Consider the following 16,481-nt stretch of genomic DNA (forward strand, 5'->3'; position numbering starts at 1 on the left):
AGGCCGCGCCGCAGTCAGCACCACAGTCCGCGCTTATTGCCGGTGATAGACCTCGGCACCCTTCTTCACGAACTCCACCGACTTTTCCTGCATGCCTTTCTGCAAGGCGTCCTTCTCGCTGACGCCTTGCGCCGCGGCATAGTCGCGCACGTCCTGCGTGATCTTCATGCTGCAAAAATGCGGGCCGCACATCGAGCAAAAGTGCGCCACCTTCATGGAGTCCTTCGGCAGCGTTTCGTCGTGGAATTCCTTGGCGGTGTCCGGGTCCAGCCCCAGGTTGAACTGATCGTCCCAGCGGAATTCAAAGCGCGCCTTTGACAGCGCGTTGTCGCGGATCGCCGCGCCCGGGTGGCCCTTGGCCAGGTCCGCCGCATGCGCCGCGATCTTGTACGTGATGATGCCGTCCTTCACGTCTTTCTTGTTGGGCAGGCCCAAGTGCTCTTTCGGCGTCACATAGCAGAGCATCGCCGTGCCGTACCAACCGATCAGCGCGGCCCCGATGCCCGACGTGATGTGATCGTAGCCCGGCGCAATATCGGTGGTCAGCGGCCCCAGCGTGTAGAAGGGGGCTTCATGGCAGTGCTCAAGTTGCAGGTCCATGTTTTCCTTGATCAGGTGCATCGGCACGTGGCCCGGCCCCTCGATCATCACCTGCACGTCGTGCTTCCACGCCACCTGCGTCAATTCGCCCAATGTCTTCAATTCCGCGAATTGCGCTTCGTCATTGGCGTCGTAGCCCGAGCCCGGACGCAGCCCGTCGCCCAGCGAGAAGCTCACGTCATACGCCTTCATGATCTCGCAGATGTCTTCAAAGCGCTCGTACAGGAAGCTTTCCTTGTGATGCGCCAGACACCACTTGGCCATGATCGAGCCACCGCGCGACACGATGCCCGTCATGCGATCCGCCGTCATCGGAATGAACGGCAGCCGCACGCCCGCGTGAATGGTGAAGTAGTCCACGCCTTGCTCGGCCTGTTCGATAAGCGTGTCGCGAAAGATCTCCCACGTCAGGTCCTCGGCCTTGCCATCCACCTTTTCCAGCGCCTGGTAGATCGGCACGGTGCCGATGGGCACCGGCGAATTGCGGATGATCCATTCGCGCGTTTCGTGAATGTGCTTGCCGGTGGACAGATCCATCACCGTGTCGCCGCCCCAGCGTATCGCCCACGTCATCTTCTCGACTTCTTCGCCGATGCCCGAGCTGACGGCCGAATTGCCGATGTTGGCGTTGATCTTCACCAGGAAGTTGCGGCCGATAGCCATGGGCTCGACTTCGGGGTGGTTGATGTTGGCCGGGATGATGGCGCGCCCGCGCGCGATTTCGTCACGCACGAATTCCGGCGTGATGGCGGCGGGGATGGCGGCGCCGAACGATTGGCCGGGGTGCTGGCGCAGCAGGCGCTTGACCATCTTTTCGCCATCGGGACCGCTGTCGCGCAACGTTTGCAGGTAGTGCTCGCGGCGCAGGCTTTCGCGGATCGCCACGAATTCCATTTCCGGCGTGATGATGCCGCGCCGCGCATAGTGCATCTGCGATACGTTGGCGCCCGCCTTGGCGCGTCGCGGCGGGCGTTGCAGGTCGAACCGCATCGCCGTCAGCTTCGGGTCGGTCAGGCGCGCCTTACCGTAGTCGCTGGTCGGGCCGGACAGCACGTCGGTGTCGGCGCGCTCTTCGATCCAGGCGCGGCGCAGCTCGGGCAGGCCGCGGCGGATATCGATCTTGGCATCGGGGTCGGTGTAGGGGCCGCTGCAATCGTAGACGGTCAGCGGCGGATTTTTTTCCCCGCCGAACATGGTCGGCGTGTCGTCCTGCTCGATCTCGCGAAACGGCACGCGGATGTCGGGGCGCGAGCCCGTCTCATACACACGGCGCGATCTGGGCAGCGGTGCGACGGCCGCCGCGTCGACTTCGGCGGTAGCGGCCAGGAATTTGGGATTGGCGTTCATGGAAAGCTCCAAGCAAGTGGTTGGAGCCGATCGGGAATGGACTTCCGCCAGGCGTGCAGCGACGCCTGGCGGAAATACGGCTCCCAGCATCGGCATTATCCGTACTGGTACGAAGGGACTCTCTCAACCCGGCGCCGCCTGAAAAGGCGGGACGAGTACCCCTGCGCGAAAGCGAAGTATAGATCGCGCCAACGCGGCCCGGCGCATATGATGATTTGTGCGCATGAAATCATTCAAAGAACGCTTGCTTCCGAGAGCTGGTATTACTGCTTTACATTTGGATTCAGTCTGGGGCGACACCGTCATTTAGGTTCGGTACACTTTTTTCCAACCAACGCCCGGCCTGCCATCGACTCGCCGGGCATAGCTAACTTAAAAGAAGGAATCGAGCATGCAACTGACCCTACGCAAATTGGCGCCCGCCCTGGTTGTCGTGACGTTGGCGCTGGCGGGTTGCAAGACCGCCCCGACGAAACCGTCCGGCGCCGCGGCCACGCCCGAAGCCGGCCAGCAGTCGAGCGTGCCGGCTACCGCATCCTCGGTGGACTTCTACCTGGCGCAACAACAGCCCGGCCCCGGCCTGCGCGAAATCGCGCTGCCCGACGGCAAGCTCTACATGCAGGAAGTGCCCGTGTTGACGCGCGCGGATCTCACCGACGCCGCCGCGCTGGTCGACCGTCAAGGCCAGAACTTCGTGGGCCTGCGCTTCTCTGAAGCCGGCGCGCGCAAGCTGACCGATGTCAGCACCAAGAACGTCGGCAACCGCCTGGCGCTGGTGATCGATCAGGAACTGGTCGCCGCCCCAAGCATCGCCGAACCCCTGAACCGTGGCGTGTTGGCCTTTGGTGTTGCGTCGGCGCAAGCCGCGTCCGAAATCGCCGCCAAGATCCGTGGTGATGCACCGCCCGCTCCGGCTGCCGGCGGCGCCGCGCCCGCACCTGCGCCAAAGCCCTGATCACTGATCACCGATCTTCCTGCGGATAAGCCGAGGTCGCAAAAGCGGCAGAAGTTGGTTATTTGCAGGCGCTTGAATCAAAATATCCGCACCGAAAGGTGCGGATATTTTTTTTGCCCGCAAACGACGGCGCGGCTATTGCGCGCATCGGATGGGCGGGATGAATCAGCCGATTTTGCGGCCGCGCGGCTTGACCGTGCGACGCGCTTGCGCGGTCTCGATGAAGGTTTGCGTCAGTGCTTCAAGCATGGCGCGATCATCGGGTGTCAGGCCGTCGAATTGCGACGGCGCAATGTTGGGAAACGGCCAGGGCGCTTGCGGACGGGGCCGTCGGGCCATGCGTGGCATGGTCTCGGCGACGCCCGCTGCGGGCAGCGTATCTGACAGGTCATAGCCTTCCATGGGCAGTTCCATGGGACCCTTACCGGTCTCCAACCACTCAGGCTCAATCTTCAGAATCTGCGCAAGCTTACGGACGGACCGGCTGGAATGCCGGAGCCCGTTTTCGTAACTGGCGATTGCACTTTGCGAGATTCGCGCAAGACGAGCGAGCGTCTTCTGCGTGTGACCACGCAGAAGACGGGCTTGCTTCAATCGGTCTGAAAATGTCTTCACGAGTCGATTGAAGCTTGCTCATGATTTACTTTGGTGGTTATAAGCATTACCTGGGTGATAGTTTTGGAGGCGAGGACACATGCATGAACGGGGCAACGTGTTCGTCGTGCAACTTGATGAAATGACGAGCAATCATTTTGTCGCTGCTTTGCGTGATTTTCAATGGCAGGTCAGCGCGTGCGCGTCACCGGACGAACTTTTCGAACGGCTGCGCACGGACGATGTCGACGCGATGGTGTTGCGTGGGCAGGGCGCCGAGGTCCCCAAGCTGATCGCGGCCTTGCGCCGCGCGGCGCCGGACGCGGCGGTGGTGTGGCAGTCGCCGGTGGCCTCGGCGCGCGAACGGGTGGAGGCGCTGGAGGCGGGCGTGGACTTTTATAGTTCGGCCCGTATGGAGCCCGAGGAATGGGACGCGTTGCTGCGCAATGTGCGGCGCCGGCTCTTGCCGCCTTCCACCGACGGCCCTGCATGGCGCTTGGACCAACGCGTGCTGTCAGGCCCGGCCGGCGAACGCTTGCCATTGACGCTGACCGAACGCGACTTTTTTGTCCGCTTGCTAAGGGCGCCCGGCCAGTGCCTGCGGCGTGATCGCTTCTTTCCGTGCAATCCTCGCGAGGGCGCACGCAGCGTTGACGTGCTGGTGTCGCGGCTGCGCACCAAGGCGCGCCGCTTCGATATTGAACTGCCGGTGTTGGCCGTGCGCGGATGGGGCTATATCCTGCTGCAGCACAGCCCGCCGCAAGAACCGCAGGATTAGAGAACGACCAGGTTATCCCGATGCATGAGCTCGGGTTCGGTCATGCTGCCCAGGATGCGAGCGATCTGCGACGAAGGCTGGCGCAGGATGCGTCGCGTATCGACAGACGAATAGTTGATCAGACCGCGCGCGCATTCGATGCCCTGGCTGTCCACGCAGGCCACCACGTCGCCACGGCCGAACTCGCCTTGCACGTCGGTCACGCCGATGGGCAAGAGGCTCTTGCCTTCGCGCATCAGGGCCTGCACGGCGCCGTCGTCCAGCACCACGCGGCCACGCAGGCGCAGGTGGTCGGCCAGCCACTGCTTGCGGGCGGACCACACAGGCAGCACGGCGCGCAGTTCGCTGCCGATGCATTCGCCCTGTGCCAATCGCGTCAGCACGTTGCGCTCGCGGCCTGAGGCAATAATGGTGTGCGCGCCGCTGTGCGCCGCGCGCTTGGCGGCCAGCACCTTGGTCAGCATGCCGCCCGTGCCGATGCCGCTGCCTGCGCCGCCGGCCATCGCTTCCAGCGCCGGGTCGCCCGCTTGCGCGTGCGACATGAATGTAGCGTCGGGATTCTTGCGAGGATCGGAATCGTACAAACCGCGCTGATCCGTCAGGATGATCAGCGTGTCGGCTTCGATCAGATTGGTGACCAGCGCGCCCAGCGTGTCGTTATCGCCCAGGCGGATTTCGTCGGTGACGACCGTGTCGTTTTCGTTCACGATCGGCACCACGCCCAGGCGCAGCAGCGCGAACAGCGTGCTGCGGGCGTTCAGGTAGCGGTGGCGATCGGCCAGGTCTTCGTGCGTCAGCAAAATCTGCGCGGTGCGCAGGCCGTACTCGGCGAACGCCGCTTCGTAGGCCTGGCACAGGCCCATCTGGCCGACGGCGGCGGCGGCTTGCAATTCGTGCATGACGGAAGGGCGCTTGCGCCAGCCCAGCCGCGCCATGCCTTCGGCGATGGCGCCACTGGAGACCAGCACGATCTGCTTGCCCTGCTTGTGCAAGGCAGCGATCTGCGAGGCCCAGTGCGCGACGGCGGCGCGGTCCAGGCCGCGGCCTTCGTTGGTGACCAGCGACGAGCCAACTTTGGCGACCAGGCGCTGGGCGTGGGTGACGACGGAAACGGCAGGTGTTTCAGCAGACATGGTAGGCGCCGGCTGCGGCGAAAAAAGACGTAATCGAAAGGACTGCGATTATGGCTTATTCGTCACCGCCGCGCGGCGCGGCCGGCTTGTCGGCGTCGGACCGCGTGTCGTCAAAGCGGGGGTCCGGCGCCACATAGGTGCCGTCCGCCTGGTCGCTCGACAGGTGTTCCTTTTCGCGCTCGGCGTCCAGGTAGTCTTGCAGCGCGTACAGCAGGTCTTGCGTGCCTTCGCCCGTCAGGCCGGAAATGGCGAACACGGGGCCCTTCCAGTCGTACAGTTCCAGGAAGCGGCGCTTGGTGTCTTCGGGGTCCGGCACCATGTCCAGCTTGTTCAGCACCAACCAGCGCGGCTTGGCGGCCAGTTCGGGGTCGTAGCGGCGCAGCTCTTCGACGATGGCGCGCGCATCGACCACGGCTTGCTCGACCGGATCCGCATCGGGGTCAGGGGTGGACACGTCAACCAGGTGCAGCAGCACGCGGGTGCGCGCCAGGTGGCGCAGAAACAGGTGGCCCAGGCCGGCGCCTTCGGACGCGCCTTCGATCAGGCCGGGAATGTCGGCCACGACGAAGCTGCGCGACGGCGACGTACGCACGACGCCCAGGTTGGGGTGCAGCGTGGTGAACGGGTAGTCGGCGATCTTCGGCTTTGCGTTCGAGATGCGCGTGATCAGCGTCGACTTGCCGGCGTTGGGCATGCCCAGCAGGCCCACGTCCGCCAGCACCTTCAGTTCCATGCGCAGGTAGCGATGTTCGCCTTCCTTGCCGGGCGTCCACTGGCGCGGGGCGCGGTTCAAGCTGGACTTGAAGTGGATGTTGCCCATGCCGCCCTGGCCACCGGCAGCCAGCACGACTTTTTGGTCATGGGTGTCCATGTCGAACAGGACTTCGCCGGTTTCGGCGTCATGGATAACGGTGCCCACGGGCACGCGCAGGGTGATGTCCGGAGCCGCTGCGCCGTACTGGTCCGAGCCGCGGCCGTTTTCGCCGCCCTTGGCGCGATGCAGGCGTGCGTAGCGGAAATCGATCAGCGTGTTGATATTGCGGTCTGCAACGGCATAGATGGTGCCGCCGCGGCCGCCGTCGCCGCCGTCCGGGCCCCCTTTGGGGATGAACTTTTCGCGGCGAAAGCTCGCCACGCCATTGCCGCCTTTGCCGGCGACCACTTCAATGGTGGCTTCGTCTACGAATTTCATGGTGTCTGCGCGTGTAGTGGGTAATAGGACAGTTGCCCGCCATGGGGCGCTGCCAGGTGGCATTGGAAACTTTACTCGCCAATTGCCATAAACAAAAAAGCTTAAAACAAAAAAGCCCTGCCGCATGCGACAGGGCTTTTGCCGTTCGGCAACGCGGCAAACCGCGTTGCGCTGACCGTGGCTAGTCCGATTACTCGGCAGCGATGATCGAAACGGTTTGCTTGTTCAACGCGCCCTTGAAGCCGAATTGAACCTTGCCGTCGATCAGCGCGTACAGGGTGTGGTCCTTGCCCATGCCGACGTTCACGCCAGCGTGGAAACGAGTACCGCGCTGACGCACGATGATCGAACCAGCGGGAATCAGTTCACCGCCGAAAGTCTTGACGCCCAGACGCTTTGATTCTGAGTCGCGTCCGTTTCGCGTAGAGCCGCCGCCCTTTTTCTGTGCCATGTTTAGCTCCTGCTAAGTGGTACCGAGTCGCTACTTAAGCCGTGATGGCTTCGATGCGGATTTCGGTGTAGTTCTGACGGTGGCCCTGACGCTTCTGATAGTGCTTGCGACGGCGCATCTTGAAGATCTTGACCTTGTCGTGGCGGCCTTGCGCAAGAACCGTTGCCTTGACCACAGCGCCGGAGACGAGGGGCGTGCCAACTTTCAGTTGGTCGCCTTCGCCCACGGACAGCACTTGGTCCAGGGTGATTTCTTGCCCAATGTCTGCCGGTATCTGTTCTATCTTGAGTTTTTCGCCAGCGGCAACGCGATACTGCTTGCCACCGGTTTTTACGACCGCGTACATGGGGTGTTCCTTAAATAGGTAAATGGGTTCATTCGCGCGGCCCGCCCTGCTGGGTGGGATTGCCACTTTGGAAGGTTCGCTTTCCTGTCCGTGTGCCGGCATTTGACATGCGGCGGGCCAGAAGGAAAGGGGCCTGACTGCCAGGTACCGGGTGGAAATATCCCGAACAAGGCACCCAAAGGGTTTACGCGAACAACCGACGTAATTCGGGCATTGCTGACCGAATCCGCAATATTAGCGCGTGACTTTTCAAAAGTCAAAAACCTGTTGTGGGCTAAGGGCTTAGGTGTGGCGCGGGGGCTTCAGGCGGGCGCCACCACGCGCTGGGAGACGTGGCGCGCCACCCGGCGGATGCCCTCCATGATGTCGCGCCGGTGGGCGTCGTCCAGCCGGTCGGTGGGTATCGATGTACTGACCGCCACGCGCTTGCCCGTGGGCGTGACGCCCACATACGCGGCGTAGCAGACCAGGCCGGTGGCCAGTTCTTCCTGATCGTGGCCCAGCCCTGTCTGGCGCACCTTGTCCAATTCCTGATACAGCGCGTCGCGCGTGGCCAGCGTGCGGTCCGTCACGCGGGGCAGCGGGTCGGGCACGCTGGCGGCCAGGTCCTCGGGATCCAGGCTGGCCAGCAGCACTTTGCCCAGCGCGCAAGCATGGGCGGGCAGGCGCATGCCCAAGTCGGAGACCAGCCGCACCGGGCGGCGGGCGTCCTCGCGGGCGATGTAGACCACGTCAAAGCCATCCAGCGCCGCCAGTTGCACGACTTCATTGCAGCGGGTCACGAACTCGCCGGCCGCCTCGTGGAACGCGGCTTGCAGGCCGTCGTGGCGCAGGTAGGCGAAGCCCAGCGACATCAGCTCGATGCCGATCAGGTAGCCGCCGTCCTTGCGTTCGATCCAGCGGCGCTGTTCCAGGCAGTCCAGCAACAGGTACAGCGTGCTTTTGGGCAGCTTGCAGGCCTGCGCCAGTTCGGCGGCCTTGACGGGGGTGCGGCGGCTGGCAAGCACTCGCAGGATGTCGTGGGTGCGGCGGATGGCGGGCACATCGTAGTCGGCGGTCATGTCTGTTTGTCCAACCTATTGGACTGCGATTCAGAATGTTGGACATGATAACGGCCTTCTTCTAGACTCGTTGCACCTTTATTGAAATGCCGCCCAGTCGGCATAAAGCGTGGAGACTCATGAACATAGACAACGCATTGCCCGTCGACCTGGCGGGCGCCTTGCTGGTGGGCCGTGTTTGGCGGCCGGCCCCGGTGGACGGGCCCAGCGTCGTGGTGGTGCGCAACGGCGAGGTGTTTGACATCACCGCCGTGGCCCCCACCGTGTCCGATCTGCTGGATCGCCCTGATCGCGTCACGCTGGCCAAAGGCGCGGCAGGCGAATCGCTGGGCGACGTGCGCGCGCTGATGGCCGCCACCTTGCAAGGGCAAGACGGACCGCGCCTGTTGGCGCCGTGCGATCTGCAACCCATCAAGGCCGCCGGCGTCACGTTCGCCATCAGCCTGCTGGAGCGGATGATCGAGGAAGAAGCGGGCGGCGACGCCAGCCGCGCCGATGAAATCCGTGTGCGGATGCAGGCCTTGATCGGCTCGGATCTGTCTCGCTTGCGCCCCGGGTCCGCCGAAGCCATCAAGCTGAAAGCCGAATTGGTGGAACGCGGGCAGTGGTCGCAATACCTGGAAGTGGGCATCGGCCCCGACGCCGAGATTTTCTCGAAGACGCCCGCGATGGCATCGGTGGGATACGGCGCGCAGATCGGCGTGCTGCCCGAGTCGCAGTGGAACAACCCCGAGCCCGAGATCGTGCTGGCCGTGGACAGCCGTGGCGAGATCGTGGGCGCCACGTTAGGCAACGACGTCAACCTGCGTGACATCGAAGGCCGCAGCGCCTTGCTGCTGACCAAGGCCAAGGACAACAACGGGTCATGCGCCATCGGCCCCTTCATCCGCTTGTTCGATGGGGATTTCGACCTGGACAGCGTGCGCCACGCCGATGTGTCGCTGCGCATCGACGGCGCGGACGGCTTCGCGCTGGACGGCGTCAGCCACATGCGCGAAATCAGCCGCGACCCCCAGGACCTGGTACGCCAGGCTTTTGGCGCGCACCACCAGTACCCCGACGGCTTCATGCTGTTCCTGGGCACGATGTTCTCGCCCAGCCAGGACCGCAAGGGTCCCGGCACCGGCTTCACGCACAAGCTGGGCGATCGCGTCCAGATCGCGTCCGAGCGTATCGGCGCGCTGGTCAACGATGTGCAGTTGGCCACCGAGATCACGCCGTGGACGTTCGGCGTGCGGGCCCTGTACGCCAACCTGGCCAAGCGCGGCCTGGTTCGATAGGGCGGCGACCGGCGCGCTTGCGCTGACTGGGGGGCGGCAGCGGGCCGCCCCGCACCCGCCGCACCCCGTATAATCGCTGGTCGAATCCCCCGCCATTCCTGGCGGCCCAGCGGTAAGAGCCCCCTCGCGGCTCGTTTCACTTGTCGGATACGTCTTGAATCTCCCCGCGCTTATTGCCCCCATTGCTGACGATATGAAGGCTGTCGACGCGGTCATCCGCGAGCGGCTGAATTCGGACGTGGTCCTGATCCGCACAATCGGCGACTACATCATTGGCGCGGGCGGCAAGCGCATGCGCCCGGCCATGGTCTTGATGGTGGCGCGCGCGCTGGGCTACGAAGGCACGCATCACCAACTGCTGGCCGCCGTCGTGGAATTCATCCACACCGCAACATTGCTGCATGACGACGTGGTCGACGAATCCGACCTGCGCCGCGGCCGCGAAACGGCCAACGCCGTGTTCGGCAACGCCGCCAGCGTGCTCGTTGGCGATTACCTGTATTCGCGTTCGTTTGAAATGATGGTCGAAGCCGACTCGATGCGCATCATGAGCATCCTGTCCGAAGCCACCACGGTGATCGCCGAAGGCGAGGTCTTGCAGCTGCTGAACGTGCACGACCCCGACGTCTCGCAAGACCGCTACCTGCAAGTGGTGCGCTACAAGACCGCCAAGCTGTTCGAAGCTGCCGCCCAGGTGGGCGCGGTGCTGGCAGGCGCCACGCCCGAGCAGGAAGCCGCTGCCGCCGCCTATGGCCGCCACGTCGGCACCGCGTTCCAGCTGGTTGACGACGTGCTGGACTACAGCGGCGACGCCGCCGCGTTGGGCAAGAACGTGGGCGACGACCTGCGCGAAGGCAAGCCCACGCTGCCGCTGATCCGCGTGATGGAAGTGGGCTCGCCCGAACAACAACAACTGATTCGCGACGCCATCAAGACGGGCGACGCCGATTTCGCCGCCGTGGCCGCAGCCATTCAGGCCACCGACGCGCTTGAACACGCCCGCTTGGCCGCTGTGGCCGAAGCGGATCGGGCTCGCGAAGCGCTGTCGATTTACCCCGTTTCGCCTTTTCTGAATTCTCTGCTAGAATTCTGCGCTTTCGCGGTGAATAGAGATCGCTGAAGCCGAAATCCACAGCGGCGCTGAAGTTGGGCGTAGCTAGCTGGTTTGAAAGCGGGTGGGTTGTTGAAGCCAAAAGCAAAAGCTAAACGCAAAAGCCAAAGCAACCAAAGCAACCAAAGCAGCCAAAGCAAAACCTGATTTTCAAAAAAGCGGAATATAGGTTCTAATAGCGGTCGCTGTTGAAACGGCGGTGATGGAAAGCGAAGGTGGGAAGCGAAAGCAAAGTCACCAGAGCATAGTCGCCGCAGCAGTCGCGAGACATGCAGCGGAAAGAAAAAACTTGGTAGCACTGAGCGCCGCTAAGTTGGTAGTACGAGTTTGTCAGCGCGGTTTTTCAGCGTGGCAAATTCACTGAATCGGGGCGTAGCTCAGCCTGGTAGAGTACTGCGTTCGGGACGCAGGAGTCGGAGGTTCGAATCCTCTCGCCCCGACCACTCATTTGTGGTCGAATTTTTGGTGGTGTTCTCGACACCAGCAGCAATAGCCGGAATCGCGACAGCGACGCCGGCTTTTTTGCGTCTGCGAGGCGTTTTTATGCCTTCGCGCGTCTGTTAAAGTCGCCAGCTAAAGGTCAAAGCCAAAGCCAAAGCCAAAGCCAAAGCCAAAGCCAAAGCCAAGGCCAAGGCCAAAGCCAAAGCCAAGGTCACGCCAATCCCAACGCCCTTGCGCTTTCCGGCCGCCTGACACACACACGGGTCCAGCGCGTCTGTCTGCCCCTCCGAAATCCGCCACTCGCCAACATGATTCCTATCCACGGCCAAGCAGAGTCGACCGCGTCAGGCGGCCAGTGCCAAGGTTGCAAATCTGACGAGGCCGCGCCCATCGACATGGCGTTTGCATTTCAGCCCATCGTCGATCTGGCGTCTGGCCAGGCCTATGCCTACGAGGCGCTGGTGCGCGGGCCTGAAGGCCAGCCCGCAGCCTCGGTGTTGTCGCAAGTGGACGACGCCAACCGCTACCATTTCGATCAGCGTTGCCGCACCACCGCCATCGAACTCGCGGCCGGGATGGGGATGGACCGGTTCCTGTCCATCAACTTCATGCCGAATGCGGTCTATCAACCCGCCGCATGTATTCGCACCACCTTCGAGGCCGCGGAGCGGCACGGCTTTCCGGTGAACCGGATCATCTTCGAAACCATCGAAGGCGAAAGCATCACTGACCGCGCCCATCTGCTGAAGATCTTTCAGGCCTACAAATCCTACGGCTTTCAGACGGCCATCGACGACTTTGGCGCGGGCTATTCGGGCTTGACGCTGCTGGCGGACTTCCAGCCTGACCTCATCAAGCTGGACATGGCGCTTGTGCGCGGTATCGATGTCGATACCGCGCGTCAACGCATCATTTCAGGCGTGCAGAAGATCTGTACCGATCTTGGCATTCGCGTCATCGCCGAAGGCGTGGAAACGGTGGGTGAACGCGACTTTCTGGCGGCGCAGGGCATCACGCTCATGCAGGGCTATCTGTTCGCCAAGCCCGCATTCAAGGCGATGCCGCCGATAGCCAATGTGGGCTGATTACCCCAAGCCGCCTGTGGCTCGGCTTCGGGCCTCCAGGTCGGCGCCGCGCCGGTAGTCTTCTGCCCGGGCCAAGGTGCGGTAAAAGTCCGCGCCCAAATTGATCAGGTCGTTCATCTCTTGCGTGGTCAGCTTGTGCTGCACGGTTTCAAGACACGCGGCGTAGGCGGCCAGAACTTCTGGCCAGTCCTCGAAGCGCCGCATGGGCGATGTCCTGACGATCATCTGCGCTACCAGTTCCTGGGTATCCATAAAAAGCCTCCTGCTACTTGCCCGGTTGATCAATCACCGGTCACGTCGACCCAGGCACAAGACCGCCCGATGGCGGTCTTGTACCGTTTGCTACGCGCAGAGGCTCGGGGCGTGACCCGTGAATGTCCCGGATTACTTGGGCATCAGCACCGTGTCGATGACGTGGATGACGCCGTTGTCGGCGGCAATGTCCGTCTTGACCACATTGGCATCGTTCACCTTGACCTTGCCGTCGGCGACGGTGACGGCGATGGTGCTGCCCTCAACCGTCTTGACCTGGCCCGCCTTGACGTCCTTGGCCATGACCTTGCCCGGCACCACGTGATACGTCAGCACCTTGGTCAGCGCGGCCTTGTCTTTCAGCAGCGCGTCCAGCTTGTCCTTGGGCACCTTGGCGAACGCCGCGTCGGTGGGGGCGAAAACGGTGTAGGGACCCGGGCCCTTCAGCGTTTCGGTCAGGCCGGCGGCCTGCACGGCGGTCGTCAACGTTTTGAAGTCGCCCGCCGATTTGGCCGTATCCACGATGTCGGCGGCATTGGCCCAGCCGCAGGCCAGGGCAATCGTCGTTCCAATCAGAAATCGCTTCATGGTGTGCTCCAGAATGTCAGGGTTATCGGCGCCCGCATCAAGGCGGGCGCTCAAGAGCGCGTCGCAACTTGGAAAACGCGATGCGTGAGGGTAGAGTAGGCGGCATCTTTCACTTCGTCCATATTTTGAACCTATAAATGCGGGTATTTAACGGTTCAAAGGCGGGTCAAAAATGCCAAACACCTCCAGCACTGACCTAGACGAGGCCGGTTCAACGGCCGCTTACCGCACGGGAGTCGCCGCCAAGTTGGCCGGCCTGCCCGTCGAAACCCTGCGGGTCTGGGAACGGCGCTATCAGCTGTCTTCCCCCGCGCGCTCGGCACGCGGCCAGCGGCTGTACTCGGCCGAGCAAGTGCACCGGCTAAGCCTCTTGAAGCAGCTGGCGGATCAGGGTCACGCCATTGGCACGCTTGCGTCGCTACCGCTGGAGCAGTTGCAAGCAATGCTGGGCGCGCAGCCCAGCCGGGCCGGCCCGCCGCTGCGCGCCGTGGCGGTTGGCGCCACGCTGGCCCCGCGCCTCTTGGCCGGCGGGGTCGCCCAAGATGGCTCGACGGGCTTCATGGCCGGGCCGGACGTTCACGTGGTTGGCGCCTGCGCGCGCCTGGAAGACGCAGGCTCGCTGCCGCGCCATGCCGACGTGCTGATTGTTGAAATTTCAGAGCTGGACGTGGACGCGCTGGCGCCTATCCAGCGCGCGCGCGATGCGACCGAGACGGGCGCCGTGGTGGTGCTCTACCGCTTTTGTGCGAGCACCACCATTCGGACCCTGCGTGCGCAGGGGTGCCTGGTTGCCCGCATTCCGGCGCAGTTGAACGAGCTGGCGCCGTTGTGCCGATCGGCGGTCGTCGGTTCGAACCTTGGCGCGCTGGCTCCGGCGTCGGCCATTGAGTTCGATGAAGAAGCCCTGGCCAAGATCATGGCGATGCGCAACCCGATCACATGCGAATGCCCCAGACATCTTGCCGAATTGCTGATGATGGTGGGCAGCTTCGAACGTTTCAGCTCGCAATGCGCATCGCGTGACGAAGCCGACGCGCAATTGCACCTGGCGTTGCAGCAGGCCGCGGGCCAAGCCCGCGGCATCCTGGAAAACGCCATGGCCCGCCTGCTGCACACGGAAGGCATGTGGCCGCTGGCCGGCTAGGCGCCGGCCAGCTCATCACACCCCGATCGGGCCGCCGTCGGCGCGCTGGATCACCACCGTCGATGAGCGCGGGCGCACCGTGCCCGTGGTCGCGACCGTTGCATCATCCGTCCCATACGCCGGCCAGTTTGCAGGGTGCTGGATGTTCAGGAAGATGCTGGTGTAGTCGGGCGTGAACGCAAAGCCGGTTACTTCGGCTTCGTTCGGGCCAACGAAGAAGCGGCGCAGGTCAGCCTGGTTGGACGGGTTGATGGCGGGACCCGTGCCGTTGCTGTCGGCCAGCGCGCCCGGGATCACGGCCAGCATCTGGTCGTTGGTGGCGCGGGCCACGTTGTTGTTGCGGCCGCCGTCGATGCCGTTGTCCGTTTGAATCCACAGGATGCCGCGCGTGTCGAAGCCGATGCCGTCGGGGCTGGCCAGCTGGTTCAGCGCGGTCAGGCCCGAACGGTTGGTGTCGGCGTCGGCGCCTGCGTCGGAACCGAACACAAAGATATCCCACTCGAACTTGGTCGAACCCGCTTCGTCGTGCCAGCGGATGATGTGGCCGTTGACGTTGTTCAGACGCGGGTTGGGCGGGTTGGTGCCGGTGCCGGCGTTGCGGCTGCTGTTGTTGGTCAGCGTCAGGTAGATGTCGCCGTTGGTCGGGTGGGTGGCGGTCCACTCCGGGCGGTCCATCGGGGTGGCGCCCACGAAGTCGGCCGCGCCGCGCGTGTTGATGAGGATGGCGTCCAGGCTGCCGAACTCGTCGGCCAGCGTGCGGCCGCCCACGCCCGGCGTGGTGCCGATCAGGGGCAGCCATTCGCCCGTGCCGTCCGCGTTGAAGCGCGCTACGTACAGCGTGCCCTTGTCCAGGTACTTGGCGCCCACGGCCAGGCGGTCGCTGCGCTCGGCGTCCTTCGGGTCCCACACGGCCTCGGACACGAAGCGGTAGATGTACTCAAAGCGCGAGTCGTCGCCGCTGTAGAACGCCAGGGGCTTGCCGGCTTCGGGCTTGCTGTAGGCGCAGCCTTCGTGGGCGAAACGGCCCAGCGCCGTGCGCTTGGTGGCGATGCTGGACGGGTCGTACGGGTCGATCTCCACCAGGTAGCCGAAGCCGTTCACTTCGTTGCGCCAGTCTTGCGTGGCGTCGATGCCGGTTTGCGTGACGTTGAAGCGCGCGAATTCGCCCAGCACTTCCGAGGCGTCGCCCGCAGCGGTCTCCCACTGGTAACGGCCGGCCGGGCCGCCCGACACGCCAACGCGCAGCTGGTGCGCGGGGCGGGTGCCGGTGTTCACAAAGCAGGCCGCCCAGTTTTCTTCGGCGGTGATGTACGTGCCCCACGGCGTGTAGCCGTTGCCGCAGTTGTTGTTGGTGCCGCGCACTTGCGTGCCGTTGGGCGAGAAGGGCGTCTTGACCCAGTCCGTGCCGCCCACCGGGCCGGCCAGCTTCATGGCGGTGGCCGACGTGAAGCGGCGGTTGTAGCGCGAGTTGTTGACGATGTTCCAGCGGCCGTTTTCGCGGCGCACGTGCAGGATCGCCACGCCATGCGCGTTGATTTCCTTGCGCACTTCCTCGGCCGGGCGCTTGCCCGCCACCAGCGTCGGGCCGTTCGGGTGCAGCGCGGCCTGGTCGATGTACTCGTGGTTAACGGCTAGCAGGCCTTCCGTAGAGCTGCCTTCGATGGGGAAGAAATGCATGCCGTCGTGATGCATGCCGGTGGAGTTGAGCAGGTCGTTGGACGTGTTGTTGCCGTTCTGGTCCCAGGGCTGCGCGTTGTCGTTCAACGGCGTGCCCCACGGCGCAAACACGTGGGCCACGTAGCCTTGCGGCACGACGCAAGCGTCCGTCATGGACGTGGGCAGCGAGTCAAAGCCCAGTTTCAGCGGGGTCGGGGCGGGGGTCTCGGTGCCGCCGCCGGGCACTTCGGGCGTGGGGTTGGGGTCACCGCCGCCGACGGGTTCGTCATCGTCATCGCTGCTGTTACAGCCGGCCAGCCCAAGGCTGGTCATCGTGGCGAAGGCAGCGGCCAGACCGCCGCGCATCACCATGCGGCGCGACAGGTTCTTTTCCAGAATTTCGCTGAAAGGGCTGCTCTGGCTGGGGTTGCGGACGATTTTGTCGGAGATGGATTTGCTCATGTGGA

General features: G+C 63.8%; 16 protein-coding genes and 1 tRNA gene. 7 read left to right on the plus strand and 10 right to left on the minus strand.

Features of this window, described 5'->3' with window-relative positions:
- Positions 1 to 33: 33 nt before the first annotated feature.
- Positions 34 to 1,947 (minus strand): phosphomethylpyrimidine synthase ThiC, encoded by a 1,914-nt coding sequence (gene thiC, locus AC6LJY_RS14555; RefSeq protein ID WP_104142696.1) that lies wholly within the window; start codon positions 1,945 to 1,947, stop codon positions 34 to 36.
- Positions 1,948 to 2,338: 391 nt separating this feature from the next.
- On the opposite strand from thiC, the gene AC6LJY_RS14560 reads away from it, so the two are divergent.
- On the plus strand, positions 2,339 to 2,902 hold the full coding sequence (locus AC6LJY_RS14560) for a SecDF P1 head subdomain-containing protein (RefSeq protein WP_314355340.1): 564 nt from the start codon (positions 2,339 to 2,341) through the stop codon (positions 2,900 to 2,902).
- A gap of 165 nt (positions 2,903 to 3,067) precedes the next feature.
- On the opposite strand, the gene AC6LJY_RS14565 is transcribed toward AC6LJY_RS14560, so the two are convergent.
- Positions 3,068 to 3,517: a helix-turn-helix domain-containing protein gene (locus tag AC6LJY_RS14565; protein WP_162941286.1), complete on the minus strand. Its 450-nt coding sequence runs from the start codon at positions 3,515 to 3,517 to the stop codon at positions 3,068 to 3,070.
- 79 nt (positions 3,518 to 3,596) lie between these two features.
- On the opposite strand from AC6LJY_RS14565, the gene AC6LJY_RS14570 reads away from it, so the two are divergent.
- Positions 3,597 to 4,274 (plus strand): transcriptional regulator, encoded by a 678-nt coding sequence (locus tag AC6LJY_RS14570; protein ID WP_046803170.1) that lies wholly within the window; start codon positions 3,597 to 3,599, stop codon positions 4,272 to 4,274.
- On the opposite strand, the gene proB is transcribed toward AC6LJY_RS14570, so the two are convergent.
- From proB to AC6LJY_RS14595, 5 genes are all read right to left on the minus strand, one after another.
- The gene (proB, locus tag AC6LJY_RS14575) at positions 4,271 to 5,407 is read right to left on the minus strand and encodes a glutamate 5-kinase (RefSeq protein WP_046803171.1); all 1,137 of its coding nucleotides are present in this window, start codon (positions 5,405 to 5,407) and stop codon (positions 4,271 to 4,273) included. The two genes, AC6LJY_RS14570 and proB, sit on opposite strands and share 4 nt — an antisense overlap.
- 55 nt (positions 5,408 to 5,462) lie before the next feature.
- Positions 5,463 to 6,599 carry a GTPase ObgE gene (obgE, locus tag AC6LJY_RS14580; RefSeq protein ID WP_046803172.1) on the minus strand — a complete coding sequence of 379 codons (1,137 nt, stop codon included), beginning with the start codon at positions 6,597 to 6,599 and terminating at the stop codon, positions 5,463 to 5,465.
- 190 nt (positions 6,600 to 6,789) lie between these two features.
- Positions 6,790 to 7,050 carry a 50S ribosomal protein L27 gene (rpmA, locus tag AC6LJY_RS14585; protein ID WP_046803173.1) on the minus strand — a complete coding sequence of 87 codons (261 nt, stop codon included), beginning with the start codon at positions 7,048 to 7,050 and terminating at the stop codon, positions 6,790 to 6,792.
- 34 nt (positions 7,051 to 7,084) lie between these two features.
- Positions 7,085 to 7,396 carry a 50S ribosomal protein L21 gene (rplU, locus tag AC6LJY_RS14590; protein WP_006216228.1) on the minus strand — a complete coding sequence of 104 codons (312 nt, stop codon included), beginning with the start codon at positions 7,394 to 7,396 and terminating at the stop codon, positions 7,085 to 7,087.
- Between the two features lie 302 nt (positions 7,397 to 7,698).
- Complete coding sequence (locus AC6LJY_RS14595; RefSeq protein ID WP_498136241.1) at positions 7,699 to 8,457, minus strand: IclR family transcriptional regulator; 759 nt, start codon at positions 8,455 to 8,457, stop codon at positions 7,699 to 7,701.
- Positions 8,458 to 8,576: 119 nt separating this feature from the next.
- On the opposite strand from AC6LJY_RS14595, the gene AC6LJY_RS14600 reads away from it, so the two are divergent.
- The 4 genes from AC6LJY_RS14600 to AC6LJY_RS14615 all read left to right on the plus strand — a co-directional run bounded on the left by AC6LJY_RS14600 (position 8,577) and on the right by AC6LJY_RS14615 (position 12,374).
- Complete coding sequence (locus AC6LJY_RS14600; RefSeq protein WP_104142698.1) at positions 8,577 to 9,737, plus strand: fumarylacetoacetate hydrolase family protein; 1,161 nt, start codon at positions 8,577 to 8,579, stop codon at positions 9,735 to 9,737.
- A 154-nt stretch (positions 9,738 to 9,891) separates the two neighbouring features.
- The gene (ispB, locus tag AC6LJY_RS14605; RefSeq protein ID WP_046803176.1) at positions 9,892 to 10,857 is read left to right on the plus strand and encodes an octaprenyl diphosphate synthase; all 966 of its coding nucleotides are present in this window, start codon (positions 9,892 to 9,894) and stop codon (positions 10,855 to 10,857) included.
- A 357-nt stretch (positions 10,858 to 11,214) separates the two neighbouring features.
- Positions 11,215 to 11,291 (plus strand) — tRNA-Pro (locus AC6LJY_RS14610).
- 306 nt (positions 11,292 to 11,597) lie between these two features.
- Positions 11,598 to 12,374 carry an EAL domain-containing protein gene (locus tag AC6LJY_RS14615; RefSeq protein WP_219992793.1) on the plus strand — a complete coding sequence of 259 codons (777 nt, stop codon included), beginning with the start codon at positions 11,598 to 11,600 and terminating at the stop codon, positions 12,372 to 12,374.
- Here AC6LJY_RS14615 and AC6LJY_RS14620 read toward each other — a convergent pair whose 3' ends face one another.
- Positions 12,375 to 12,626, minus strand: coding sequence for a DNA-3-methyladenine glycosylase (locus AC6LJY_RS14620; RefSeq protein ID WP_120157173.1), 252 nt, complete (start codon positions 12,624 to 12,626; stop codon positions 12,375 to 12,377).
- A gap of 132 nt (positions 12,627 to 12,758) precedes the next feature.
- Positions 12,759 to 13,214 (minus strand): fasciclin domain-containing protein, encoded by a 456-nt coding sequence (locus tag AC6LJY_RS14625; RefSeq protein WP_104142703.1) that lies wholly within the window; start codon positions 13,212 to 13,214, stop codon positions 12,759 to 12,761.
- A gap of 172 nt (positions 13,215 to 13,386) precedes the next feature.
- Here AC6LJY_RS14625 and AC6LJY_RS14630 point away from each other — a divergent pair, with 172 nt between their 5' ends.
- Positions 13,387 to 14,358 carry a MerR family transcriptional regulator gene (locus tag AC6LJY_RS14630; protein ID WP_498136242.1) on the plus strand — a complete coding sequence of 324 codons (972 nt, stop codon included), beginning with the start codon at positions 13,387 to 13,389 and terminating at the stop codon, positions 14,356 to 14,358.
- A gap of 15 nt (positions 14,359 to 14,373) precedes the next feature.
- Here AC6LJY_RS14630 and AC6LJY_RS14635 read toward each other — a convergent pair whose 3' ends face one another.
- The gene (locus AC6LJY_RS14635) at positions 14,374 to 16,476 is read right to left on the minus strand and encodes a PhoX family protein (protein WP_498136243.1); all 2,103 of its coding nucleotides are present in this window, start codon (positions 16,474 to 16,476) and stop codon (positions 14,374 to 14,376) included.
- Between the last annotated feature and the right edge of the window lie 5 nt (positions 16,477 to 16,481).

Source organism: Achromobacter sp. RT286_PF, assembly GCF_059760425.1.

Coding starts and splice junctions, on each gene's coding strand:
- AC6LJY_RS14570 (WP_046803170.1), top strand. CDS start 3,597: ATGCATGAACGGGGCAACGTGTTCGTCGTGCAACTTGATGAAATGACG.
- AC6LJY_RS14635 (WP_498136243.1), bottom strand. CDS start 16,476: ATGAGCAAATCCATCTCCGACAAAATCGTCCGCAACCCCAGCCAGAGC.
- thiC (WP_104142696.1), bottom strand. CDS start 1,947: ATGAACGCCAATCCCAAATTCCTGGCCGCTACCGCCGAAGTCGACGCG.
- rplU (WP_006216228.1), bottom strand. CDS start 7,396: ATGTACGCGGTCGTAAAAACCGGTGGCAAGCAGTATCGCGTTGCCGCT.
- AC6LJY_RS14630 (WP_498136242.1), top strand. CDS start 13,387: ATGCCAAACACCTCCAGCACTGACCTAGACGAGGCCGGTTCAACGGCC.
- obgE (WP_046803172.1), bottom strand. CDS start 6,599: ATGAAATTCGTAGACGAAGCCACCATTGAAGTGGTCGCCGGCAAAGGC.
- AC6LJY_RS14620 (WP_120157173.1), bottom strand. CDS start 12,626: ATGGATACCCAGGAACTGGTAGCGCAGATGATCGTCAGGACATCGCCC.
- proB (WP_046803171.1), bottom strand. CDS start 5,407: ATGTCTGCTGAAACACCTGCCGTTTCCGTCGTCACCCACGCCCAGCGC.
- rpmA (WP_046803173.1), bottom strand. CDS start 7,050: ATGGCACAGAAAAAGGGCGGCGGCTCTACGCGAAACGGACGCGACTCA.
- AC6LJY_RS14600 (WP_104142698.1), top strand. CDS start 8,577: ATGAACATAGACAACGCATTGCCCGTCGACCTGGCGGGCGCCTTGCTG.
- AC6LJY_RS14560 (WP_314355340.1), top strand. CDS start 2,339: ATGCAACTGACCCTACGCAAATTGGCGCCCGCCCTGGTTGTCGTGACG.
- AC6LJY_RS14615 (WP_219992793.1), top strand. CDS start 11,598: ATGATTCCTATCCACGGCCAAGCAGAGTCGACCGCGTCAGGCGGCCAG.
- AC6LJY_RS14625 (WP_104142703.1), bottom strand. CDS start 13,214: ATGAAGCGATTTCTGATTGGAACGACGATTGCCCTGGCCTGCGGCTGG.
- AC6LJY_RS14595 (WP_498136241.1), bottom strand. CDS start 8,457: ATGACCGCCGACTACGATGTGCCCGCCATCCGCCGCACCCACGACATC.